We start from the raw sequence: 11,098 nt of genomic DNA, 5'->3' as shown, positions 1-11,098 counted from the left end.
GGCCGGCCGCCGGCGGCCGCGCCGGCGCCGCGGCGGTTGCCCTCGCCGGAGGCGGTCGCGCGGCCGGCTCCGGCCGGGGCCTCGGCGGCCGCCGTGGAGGCGTCCCCGGCGTCCAATTCCGCGCGGCCCGGCGGGGGCAGGGAGCCGGGGGGCGGGGCGTCGGCGGGGAGGAGGATGCGCAGGAGTTCCAGGCGGTCGGCCAGGGCGATCGGCAGGCGCAGCCAGAACCAGGGGCCGAACTCCGCGAGGCCGCCGAGCGTGGCCGCGGCCTCGCTGTCGAAGCCGCCGACGGCGACGGAGCGGGCGGTGGTGCGCTCGGCGAGCAGGCGCAGCACGCCGAGGTAGGGGGTGGCGTCGGGCACCCGCAGAAGGGTTTCGCCGAGCAGGTGGGCGGCCCACCAGGAGGGGTCGCCGAGGCGGCGGCCGGCGCCCTCCTCCTTGGCCTCGGCGTCGGCGGTGCGCTGGGAGAGGGTCTCGACGGCGTGGACGAGGGCGCTCAGGCGCCGGGAGAGCTCGGTGGGGCCGGAGCGGCGTGCCAGCAGGAGCATCGACTGGAGGACGGGGCCGATGCGGTGGCGGGGCACGGGGAGCGGGCGCGGTTCGGCGGGGGCGGCGCCGCGCTTGCGGCGGGTCTTGCCGGCGGCGGCGCGGGCTGCGGCCTTGCCGGAGCCGGGCGGGGGCGGGACGTGGCCGCCGGGGGCGGGCATGGGGCCGCCGCCGGCGCGTGAGGGCAGGCGGACGGCGGCTTCGGCGGGCGGGCCCTCGGGCTCGTACCAGCGGTGGACGAGGGCGTGGAGGGCGGCGTCGAGGTCGAGGTGGGTGCCCTGCAGCCAGTCGGCGAACTCCTCGTGCGCGAAGCGGTAGCCGGTGCCGGCGGGGACGAGCAGGCCTTCGGTCAGGACGGCGGAGGCCCAGCCCGTGCGCCAGGGGAACAGTTCCTCGAAGGCTTCGCGTTCGAGCTCGCCCTGGCCGGGGCCGAGGCAGCGGCGGGCGGCCTCGTGGACCTGTCCGGCGACGCGGGCGGCCAGCCGCCGCACGGCGGGGCCGCGCAGCTGGGGGCGGCGGGCGGCGGCCAGGCGCACGGCGATGCGCAGGCAGACGAGGTCGAGGTAGGCGGAGAAGACCTCCCAGCGGTCGGGGGCGGCCTCCCCGGTGCCGCCGGCGCCCTCGGTGCCGTCGGGGAGGGCGGCGCGCACCTCGGCGAGGAGCCGCAGGGCGAGGGGGTGGGCGGCGTCGTCGGGGGCGATGGCGTCGGGCGGGATGCCGTAGGAGGCGCGCACCTCGGCCGCCTGGCCGGGGGCCAGGCGGGGCAGGCGGGAGCAGGGCGGCAGGGCGCGGGGCCCGGCGGGCGGCGGGGCGCAGGGGCCGCCGGCCCGGTGCAGGGTGTCCTCGGGGAAGAGGGTGCCGGCGGTCTCCCAGTGCTCGGGGCGGCAGGCGACGATGAGGCGGGTGGCGGTCCGCCGCAGCCAGTGCACGGTGGCGGAGGTCCAGGCGGGCAGTGCGTGGGCGAGCACGGGCGGCATCTCCTCGGGCCCGTCGAGGAGGACGAGCAGGGGCCGGCCCATGCTGCGGGCGAGCTCGGCGGTGGCCTCGGGGGTGGCGGCGGAGGTGTCGCCGAAGGTGCCGCCGGGGCCGGCGGAGGCGGTGACGATGCGGCCGGCTGCGGTGAGGGCGCGGGCGAGGGCGTCGCGCAGGCTGTCGTCGCCGGCGCGCAGGTCGGCGCCGCGCAGCCAGATGGTCGGTGCCGGCTCGGCGCCGCGGGCGCGGCGGGCGGCGAGGGCGCCGAGCTCGGTGGTGCGGCCGGTGCCGGGGTCGCCGACCAGGCCGAGGACGAGGGCGCCGCCCGCTTCCTCGCCGGGCGGGCCGTCGAGGAAGCGGGCGAATTCGCGCTCGATCTCGGGCCGCTCGACGGGGTCGCGCCAGACGCGGGGGGTGACGACGGAGCCGAGGGCGGTGGCGGTGAGCTGCAGGGCGCCGGCGAGGTTGAGGTCGGGGCCGAAGGCGGGGACCGTGGCGGAGTTGCGGTGGAGCAGCTCGGCGAGGGGCCCGCCGGGGGCGGCGAGGGCGGCGGCGCGCAGGGGGATGGCGAAGCCGGCGGCGCGCCGGTCGGCCTGCAGGGCGGTGCCGAGGACGGCGAGGACGGCGCCGGTGCCGGCGTCGAAGACGGGGCCGCCGGTGGCCTCCTCGCCCAGGCGCAGGGCCGAGCGTCCGGAGAGGGACAGTTCGAGCGCGGTGCCGAGGAGGTGGAAGCGGTCGGTGGCGGTGTAGGTGACGGGGACGTCGCCGATGATGCGGCCGCTGTGCCAGCGGCCGGCGCGCAGCCGTACCTCCTTGCCGCTCTCGATGCGCTCGGCGGCGGCGACGGGCAGCGGGGGGACGGTCAGGCCCTCGGTGCGCACGAGGGCGAGGTCGTACTCGGGCAGGGCGACGACGCTGTCGGCGCCGACCACGCAGGTCAGCTCGCCGGGGGCGTGCAGGACCAGGCGCGCGAGGCCGTCGACCGCCTCGTGGCTGGTGATGAGGGTGCCGCAGTCGTCCGCGAGAAAACCGGTGCCTCGCGCCCTTCCCGCGAGGTCCGTGATGCGTACCAGCGACTCCTCGGCATCGGTCCGCCGACCGTTCATCCGTCGAACCTCCCCGCCGTGCTCGTACACACGACGGTAGGCAGCGGATGATCGGCGAAACCAGGTCTCACGCCGAACGCGCCCCCTTCCACCCCCCTGGTTCACTCCGAGCGCCTGCCCGTTGGGGTGAATCATCCGTCCCGGATGGATAGAGACCAGTGGGAGGGGGATCGTGGGGCGGGAGGGCGTGCACACGCCGCCCGCCCCACGGTGGTGCCCGCGGGGAGCGGGCGGGTGCGTCAGCCGAAGACGGCCAGGCTCTTGGCGCGGCCGCCCTGGTTCTCCAGGAGCACCAGGAAGCGGCCGTCGGGCCCGAAGGCCGCGATCGGGCCGGTGGTGTCGAACGGCGGCACCTTGATGCGCACGCCGTTGCCCAGCAGGCGGGCCTGCTCGGCGCTGACGTCCCAGCGCCGGAAGGCGGCGCCGACGGCCTGCTCGACGGGCATCACGGTCAGCTCCTCCTGGAGCTGGTCGAGCGTGCGGGCCTCGGCGATGCCGTACGGGCCGACGCGGGTGCGCCGCAGGGCCGTCAGGTGGCCGCCCACGCCCGTGTCGGCGCCCAGGTCACGGGCGAGGGCCCGCACGTAGGTGCCGGAGGAGCAGACGACGGAGACGAGCACGTCCTGCACGGGCGTGCCGTCGGCCGCCTCGGCGGGGTGCACGGCGTGCACGGTGAAGGAGGAGACCGTCACCGGGCGGGCGGGGATCTCGAAGTCCTCGCCCTCGCGCGCCCGCTTGTAGGAGCGCTTGCCGTCGATCTTGATGGCGCTGACCTTGGAGGGCACCTGCATGATGTCCCCGGTCAGCTTGGCGACCCCGGCGTCGATGGCCTCGCGGGTGACCGCGGAGGCGTCCCGTGACGAGGTGATCTCGCCCTCGGCGTCGTCGGTGATCGTGTCCTGGCCGAGCCGGATGGTGGCCACGTACTCCTTCTCGGTCAGCGCGAGGTGACCGAGGAGCTTGGTGGCCCGCTCGATGCCGAGGACGAGCACACCGGTCGCCATCGGGTCGAGCGTCCCCGCGTGGCCGATGCGCCGGGTGCGGGCGATGCCCCGCATCTTCGCGACGACGTCGTGCGAGGTGAAGCCGGCCGGCTTGTCGACGATGATCAAGCCGTCCGGACCGTCGTACTTCTGCTTCATTCGGCGGTCGCGTCCCCGTTGTCACCCGGCTTGCGGTACGGGTCGGCCTCGCCGGCGTAGTCCGCGCCGGAGGACGCCTGGCGGACCTGGGCGTCGGAGGCCCGCGCCCGGTCCAGGAGGTCCTCGATGGTGCGGGCGGTGTCCGGCAGGGCGTCCGCCACGAAGGTCAGCGTCGGCGTGAACTTGGTGCCCGCCGCCTTGCCGACCTCCGAGCGCAGGATGCCCTTGGCGCTCTCCAGGCCGGCCGCGGCGCTGGCGCGCTCCTCGTCGTCGCCGTAGACCGTGTAGAAGACCGTAGCCTCCCGCAGGTCGCCGGTGACTCGGGTGTCCGTGATGGTCACGTGCGAGCCGAGCCGCGGGTCCTTGATTCCGCGCTGCAGCTTCTGGGCGATCACCTCGCGGATGAGGTCCGCCAGCCTTTTCGCCCGCGCGTTGTCGGCCACTGGTCCGTCTCCTTCTCGTCTTTCCAGCAATGTGCTCTGGGGGCGCCCACGACGGCCCGGTCAGTCGTCGTGGTCGCCGTGGAACCGCCGTCGTACCGACAGCAGCTCCACTTCGGGCCGTGCGGCGACCAGGCGCTCGCAGCGGTCCAGTATGTCCGTGAGGTGCCCCGCGTCCCCGGAGACCGCCGCCACTGCAATGGTGGCCCTGCGGTACAGGTCCTGCTCGCCGGTCTCCGCCACGCTGACCGCGTACTTGCGGTGCAGCTCGGCGACGATCGGGCGGACGACGGAGCGCTTCTCCTTCAGCGACCGGACGTCGCCGAGGAGCAGGTCGAAGGACAGTGTCCCTACATACATGTGTGACGGGTGAAGCCCACCCGGGAGGCGTGAGGTGCAGGTCTGCTTGAAACCGTACACGCAACGGCCGGGGCCGATCGACGGAAATATGATCCCGCCGACCGGCCCCGGCTGCAGCTATGCGGTTCAGCCGCGCGGCTTCTCGCGCATCTCGTACGTCGCAATGACGTCGTCGACCTTGATGTCGTTGAAGTTTCCGAGGTTGATACCACCCTCGAAGCCCTCGCGGATCTCGGTGACGTCGTCCTTGAAGCGACGCAGACCGACGATGGTGAGGTCCTCGGCGACGACCTTGCCGTCGCGGATGAGGCGCGCCTTGGTGTTGCGCTTGACCTCGCCGGAGCGGATGAGGACACCCGCGATGTTGCCCAGCTTGGACGAGCGGAAGATCTCGCGGATCTCCGCCGTACCGAGCTCGACCTCTTCGTACTCCGGCTTCAGCATGCCCTTCAGGGCCGCCTCGATCTCCTCGATCGCCTGGTAGATGACCGAGTAGTACCGGACGTCGACGCCCTCGCGCTCGGCCATCTGCGTGGCACGGCCCTCGGCGCGGACGTTGAAGCCGATGACGATCGCGTCGGAGCCGGACGCCAGGTTGATGTCGGACTCGGTGACCGCACCCACGCCGCGGTGCAGCACGCGGATGTCGACCTCCTCGCCCACATCGAGCTGGAGCAGCGAGGACTCGAGAGCCTCGACCGAACCGGACGCGTCGCCCTTGATGATGAGGTTGAGCTGCTGGATCTCGCCGGCCTTGAGCACCTTGTCGAGGTCCTCGAGGGACACCCGGCGGGTGCGCTTGGCGAAGGCGGCGTTGCGCTCGCGCGCAGCGCGCTTCTCGGCGATCTGGCGGGCCGTGCGGTCCTCGTCGACGACGAGGAAGTTGTCGCCGGCGCCCGGGACGTTGGTCAGACCGAGGACGAGGACCGGGGTCGAGGGACCCGCCTCCTCCACGTTCTGGCCCTTGTCGTCGAGCATCGCGCGGACACGGCCGTAGGCGTCACCGGCGACCATCGTGTCGCCGACGCGGAGGGTACCGCGCTGGACGAGGACGGTGGCCACGGCGCCGCGACCGCGGTCGAGGTGGGCCTCGATCGCGATGCCCTGCGCGTCCTGCTCCGCGTTGGCGCGCAGGTCGAGCGCGGCGTCGGCGGTCAGGACGACGGCCTCGAGCAGCTTGTCGATGTTCAGACCCTGCTTGGCGGAGATGTCGACGAACATCGTGTCGCCGCCGTACTCCTCGGCCACCAGGCCGAACTCGGTCAGCTGACCGCGGACCTTGGTCGGGTCGGCGCCCTCGACGTCGATCTTGTTGACCGCGACCACGATCGGCACGTCGGCCGCCTTGGCGTGGTTCAGGGCCTCGATCGTCTGCGGCATGACACCGTCGTTGGCCGCCACCACGAGGATCGCGATGTCGGTCGACTTCGCACCACGGGCACGCATGGCGGTGAACGCCTCGTGACCCGGGGTGTCGATGAAGGTGATCTTGCGCTCTTCGTCGTTGACCTCGGTCGCGACCTGGTAGGCACCGATGTGCTGGGTGATGCCACCGGCCTCGCCCGCGACCACGTTGGTCTTGCGGATCGCGTCGAGCAGTCGCGTCTTACCGTGGTCGACGTGACCCATGACGGTCACGACCGGCGGACGCGCGACGAGCATCTCCTCGCCGCCCTCGTTCTCACCGAACTCGATGTCGAACGACTCGAGGAGCTCGCGGTCCTCCTCCTCGGGGCTGACGATCTGAACCGTGTAGTTCATCTCGTCGCCGAGGAGCTGCAGCGTCTCGTCGGAGACGGACTGCGTGGCCGTGACCATCTCGCCGAGGTTCATCATCACGGCGACGAGCGACGCCGGGTTGGCGCCGATCTTCTCCGCGAAGTCGGTGAGGGAGGCACCACGCGACAGGCGAATGGTGTCGCCGTTGCCGCGCGGCAGCATCACGCCGCCCACGGACGGGGCCTGCATGGCCTCGTACTCCTGGCGACGCTGGCGCTTGGACTTGCGGCCACGACGGGCCGGACCACCGGGACGGCCGAAGGCGCCCTGCGTGCCACCACGGGCACCCGGGCCACCGGGACGACCGCCGAAGCCACCGGGACGACCGCCGCCGAAGCCGCCGCCACCACCGGGGCCACCGCCACCGGGACGGCCGGCGAAGCCGCCGCCGCCACCCGGACGACCGCCGCCGCCCGGACCGGCCGGACGACCGGCGAAGCCGGGACGACCGGCACCGCCACCGGGACGGCCTGCACCGCCACCGGGACGGCCGGCGCCACCGGGGCCCGGACGCGGGCCGGCGGCCGGACGCTGCGGCATCATGCCCGGGTTCGGGCGGTTGCCGGCGGGGCCGGGACGCGGAGCGCCGCCCGGAGCCTGCGGACGGGGCATGCCACCGGGGGTCGGACGGGGACCGGCGCCCTGCGGACGCGGGCCACCGGGGCCGCCCTGCGGGCGGGGACCGGCGGGGCCGGGCTGGCCGGGGCGGGGCGCGCCACCGGGACGCGGGGCCTGCGGCCGGGCCATGCCGGTGGAGCCACCGGAGGTGAAGGGGTTGTTGCCCGGGCGGGGACCGGCCGGACGGGCGCCGGGGCGCGGTGCACCCTGGCCACCGGGGCGCGGACCGGCCGGACGGCCGCCCTCACGCTGACCGGACGGGCCCGGACGGGCGCCGGGGCGCGGCGCCGGGGCGCCGGCGGGCTTCGGCGCGGCCGGGGCCGGCGCCTGGGGGGCCTGGAACTCCGGCTCCGCGGGGGCGGCGGGGGCGGGCTTGGGGGCCGCCGGACCGGGCTTGGGACCCGGACGCGGGCCCGGCGTCGGCGCGGGGCCGGCGCTCGGGGTGGCGGGCTTGGGGGCGGGCGCCGCGGCCGGCTTGGGGGCCGGGGCGGCGGGCCGGGCCGGGGCACCCGGAGTGGGGGCACCCGGCTTCGGCGGCGCGGCCTTGCGCGGCGCCGCGGGCTTGGCAGCGGCCTTGCCGGCGTTGCCGCCGGGCCCCTGCAGCGCGTCAGTCAGTTTGCGGACGACCGGCGCCTCGATGGTCGAGGACGCCGAACGGACGAATTCACCAAGTTCTTGGAGCTTGGCCATGACGACCTTGCTCTCCACTCCGAACTCCTTGGCGAGTTCGTATACCCGGACCTTAGCCACTTCGCTCCTTCTAGGTCCGGGTGTCCACCGGACCGTCGCTACTTCATGGGCGTACTCATCGCGTACTCATCGAGTGCTCATCGCAATCTCGACCTACTTCCAACTCGCGAGGTACCTGACCGCACGGTCTCCCGTGCCGTTCTTCTTACGGTGTTGCCTGGCAGTGCAGCCGTTACCGGTCGGTCTGTTCGATGTGCCGGCGCAGCTCCGCGGTGTCGAGCGGCCCCTGGATCCGGAAGGCCCGGGGAAACGCCCGGCGGCGGACCGCCAGCTCGAGACAGACCAGTGTGGGGTGCACGGATGCACCCCGGCCGGGCAGCGTACCGCGAGGATCGGGGACGCATGCGCCCCCGGCCACCACGGTCCGCAGCAGTTCGCTCTTGGCCGCTCGCTCCCGGCACCCCACACAGGTGCGCTCAGGGCATGCGCGGGCATGCGTCCGGCCAGACACTGGTTAAGTCTACCTCCCCGCGCCGACCTCACCCCTTCGGGGCACTGATCGTGCGCGTATGCGTTTCGGCCATGATCGACCGCTTTCCGGGTCCGGAAGGCGCCGGTCGGGGGTCGCGGCTCTCCGGCGGGGTCGTTTTACGGACGTTCCGGACCGCTTGGGAGGAGCGCACGCGCGCTCCCCCTCACCCCCGAGCGCCCACCGGGTGATCGGGCGCCCCGGGTGCTCAGGCGCCCTCGGCCTGCGCCGGCTGCTCGGTGTCGGGACGGATGTCGATCCGCCAGCCGGTCAGCCGGGCCGCGAGCCGGGCGTTCTGCCCCTCCTTGCCGATGGCGAGGGAGAGCTGGTAGTCGGGCACGGTCACCCGGGCGGAGCGCGCGGCCAGATCCACGATCTCGACCTTGCTCACCCGTGCGGGGGACAGAGCGTGGGCCACCAGCTCGGCGGGGTCGTCCGACCAGTCGACGATGTCGATCTTCTCGCCGTTCAGCTCGGCCATCACCGCGCGCACCCGGCCGCCCATCGGGCCGATGCAGGCACCCTTGGCGTTCAGCCCGGAACGGGTCGAACGCACGGCGATCTTGGTGCGGTGACCGGCCTCGCGGGCGATGGCGGCGATCTCCACCGAGCCGTCCGCGATCTCCGGCACCTCCATGGCGAAGAGCTTCTTCACCAGGTTCGGGTGGGTGCGCGAGAGCGTCACGGACGGGCCGCGCACGCCCTTGGCCACGCGCACCACGTACGTGCGCAGGCGGGTGCCGTGCTTGTACTCCTCGCCGGGGACCTGCTCCTGCACCGGCAGGATGGCCTCCAGCTTGCCGATGTCGACCAGGACGTTCTTGGGGTCCTTGCCCTGCTGCACGATGCCCGCGACGACGTCGCCCTCGCGGCCGGCGAACTCACCGAAAGTGATCTCGTCCTCGGCGTCGCGCAGACGCTGGAGGATGACCTGCTTCGCGGTGGTCGCGGCGATCCGGCCGAAACCGGACGGGGTGTCGTCGAACTCCCGGGGCTCCTCGCCCTCGGGAAGGTCCTGCGGGTCCTCCTTGGCCCACACCGTCACGTGGCCGGTGGCCCGGTCGAGCTCCACGCGGGCGCGCTTCCGGCTCCCCTCCGTGCGGTGGTAGGCGATGAGGAGGGCCGACTCGATCGCCTCGACCAGCAGGTCGAAGGAGATCTCCTTCTCTCGCACCAGACCCCGCAGGGCACTCATGTCGATGTCCACGGCTACGCCTCCTCTTGGCTCTCGTCGGTCTCGTCGTCTGCGGCCCGCTCCGTGGCCTTGCGGTTGAACTCGATCTCCACGCGCGCCTTCGCGATCTCGTCGAAGGCCAGGCGGCGGGCGGTGGGCTTGCGGCCCTTGACGCCCGGCACCTCCAGATCGAGCCCCTCGTCGTCCACGGCGACGATCCGCGCGACGAGCTCACCGCCCTCGGCCAGCTGCGCCTTGATCAACCGGCCCGTGGCACGGACGTAGTGGCGCGGGTGGGTCAGGGGGCGGTCGGCACCGGGAGAGGTGACCTCCAGGACGTAGGGGGTGGCCCCCATGACGTCCGACTCGTCGAGCCTGGCGGAGATGTCGCGACTGAGATCCGCACAGGTGTCCAGCTGGACACCCTCGTCGGAATCCACCACGATGCGCAGCACACGCCGCTTCCCGGCCGGGGTCACCTCGATCTCTTCCAGGTCCAGCTCCCGCGCGCTCACGAGGGGGGCCAGCAGCTCGCGCAGCCGCTCGCTCTGGGTGGTGCTCATCCGGGTGACTCCTCGGCCGCGTGTGCTGTTGTGGGAAAGTCGCGTGTCAGGTCAAAGCCTATCTGTTCCGGCAGCCGGCTGACGATTCGGTGCCCGGGTCCGCGGCGGCCCCCCGGCGCGCCGGTACGCTCACGTGCGGTGATCATGCCGGGAGGCCGGCCGACGGCGAGACGAGGCGGGATTGAGGATCGTGCCGCTTGCGACCACGACGCGGGGCCCGGGCGGGCCGCGCAGACGCAGCGTATTGGGCGGGGCCGCCGCGGCCCTGCTGGGCGGGGGCGCCGCGGCGCTGCTCACCGGATGCTCCGGGAGCGGCGCGGGCTCCGGTGGTGAGGATTCCGCCACCGCGCAACGGCTGAAAGAACGCGCCGGGCAGCAGTCCGCCGCGCTCCTGGCGCACTACGACGCCACCCTCGCCGCCCACCCCGGGCTCGCCCCACGGCTGCGGCCCCTGCGCGCAGAAGTGGCCCGCCACGCCGAGGCCTTCGGCCCGGGCCCGGGCAGCCCCTCCCCGTCGGCCGGCGCCGGCGCGCCCCCGGACGTACCGCAGGACGAGAAGGCCGCCCTCGCCGCCCTCGCCGAGGCCGAACGGCGCACCGCCGACACCCGCACCGCGGCCCTGGCCGCCGCCCCGCCCGGCCTCGCCCGCCTCCTGGCCTCCGTGGCCGCCTCGGGCGCCGCCCACGCCTACCTGCTGACCGGAGCCGCCGCATGACCGCCCCCGCCGCCGTGACCGCCGCCGCCCAGGCGGCCCTGGCCGCCGAACACGCGGCGGTGTACGGGTACGGGGTCGTGGGCGCCCGCGTCGAGGAGGGGCGCGCCAGCGACGCCCGCGAGGCCCACGAGGCCCACCGGGCCCGGCGCGACGCGCTGACCCGCGCCGTACGCGGCCTGGGCGCCGAACCCGTCGCCGCGGCCGCCGCCTACGCGCTGCCCTTCGCGGTGCCCGACGGCGCCGCGGCGCTGCGGCTCGCCGCCGAGCTCGAACGCCGGCTCACCGCGGTCTACGCCGACCTCGTCCGGGCCGCCACCGGCGACCTGCGCGGCGAGGCGGCCGCCGGGCTGCGCGAAGCGGCGGTGCGCGCGGCACGCTGGGACGGGGGCAGCGTAGCCTTCCCTGGGCTCACCGAGCGGGCCGCTCCCGACAGGTCCTGACCTGCGGGAAGCCGCACGGCGGGC

General features: G+C 74.5%; 10 protein-coding genes. 2 read left to right on the top strand and 8 right to left on the bottom strand.

From position 1 onward, the window contains the following. From ABD361_RS16200 to rimP, 8 genes are all read right to left on the bottom strand, one after another. Nucleotides 1-2,624, bottom strand: a 2,624-nt coding sequence (locus ABD361_RS16200; RefSeq protein WP_344435990.1) for a serine protease, incomplete at its 3' end; no start/stop codon positions are given. A 239-nt stretch (nt 2,625-2,863) separates the two neighbouring features. Beyond that, nucleotides 2,864-3,766 (bottom strand): tRNA pseudouridine(55) synthase TruB, encoded by a 903-nt coding sequence (truB, locus tag ABD361_RS16195; protein WP_344435989.1) that lies wholly within the window; start codon nt 3,764-3,766, stop codon nt 2,864-2,866. After that, entirely contained in the window at nt 3,763-4,209 is a 447-nt protein-coding gene (gene rbfA, locus ABD361_RS16190) for a 30S ribosome-binding factor RbfA (RefSeq protein ID WP_344435988.1), read from the bottom strand. Before rbfA ends, truB begins: the two co-directional genes overlap by 4 nt. Before the next feature lie 60 nt (nt 4,210-4,269). Beyond that, nucleotides 4,270-4,566: a DUF503 domain-containing protein gene (locus ABD361_RS16185; protein ID WP_344435987.1), complete on the bottom strand. Its 297-nt coding sequence runs from the start codon at nt 4,564-4,566 to the stop codon at nt 4,270-4,272. A 126-nt stretch (nt 4,567-4,692) separates the two neighbouring features. Continuing rightward, on the bottom strand, nt 4,693-7,713 hold the full coding sequence (gene infB, locus ABD361_RS16180; protein ID WP_344435986.1) for a translation initiation factor IF-2: 3,021 nt from the start codon (nt 7,711-7,713) through the stop codon (nt 4,693-4,695). A gap of 172 nt (nt 7,714-7,885) precedes the next feature. Next, nucleotides 7,886-8,164 (bottom strand): YlxR family protein, encoded by a 279-nt coding sequence (locus tag ABD361_RS16175; RefSeq protein WP_344435984.1) that lies wholly within the window; start codon nt 8,162-8,164, stop codon nt 7,886-7,888. A gap of 226 nt (nt 8,165-8,390) precedes the next feature. Further along, a complete protein-coding gene (gene nusA / locus ABD361_RS16170; protein WP_344435983.1) occupies nt 8,391-9,389 on the bottom strand; it encodes a transcription termination factor NusA in 999 nt (332 codons plus the stop codon). 2 nt (nt 9,390-9,391) lie between these two features. Next, nucleotides 9,392-9,919, bottom strand: a complete 528-nt coding sequence (gene rimP / locus ABD361_RS16165) for a ribosome maturation factor RimP (protein ID WP_344435982.1) — start codon at nt 9,917-9,919, stop codon at nt 9,392-9,394. A 190-nt stretch (nt 9,920-10,109) separates the two neighbouring features. Here rimP and ABD361_RS16160 point away from each other — a divergent pair, with 190 nt between their 5' ends. Then, nucleotides 10,110-10,634, top strand: coding sequence for a hypothetical protein (locus ABD361_RS16160; RefSeq protein ID WP_344435981.1), 525 nt, complete (start codon nt 10,110-10,112; stop codon nt 10,632-10,634). Next, nucleotides 10,631-11,074, top strand: a complete 444-nt coding sequence (locus tag ABD361_RS16155) for a DUF4439 domain-containing protein (protein ID WP_344435980.1) — start codon at nt 10,631-10,633, stop codon at nt 11,072-11,074. The genes ABD361_RS16160 and ABD361_RS16155 overlap by 4 nt, the downstream gene beginning before the upstream one ends. Nucleotides 11,075-11,098 lie beyond the last annotated feature (24 nt).

It is taken from the genome of Streptomyces luteosporeus (assembly GCF_039532865.1).
In the GTDB taxonomy this organism is placed as follows: Bacteria; Actinomycetota; Actinomycetes; order Streptomycetales; family Streptomycetaceae; genus Streptomyces; species Streptomyces luteosporeus.
This window is presented reverse-complemented; position numbering and strand designations above follow the sequence as displayed.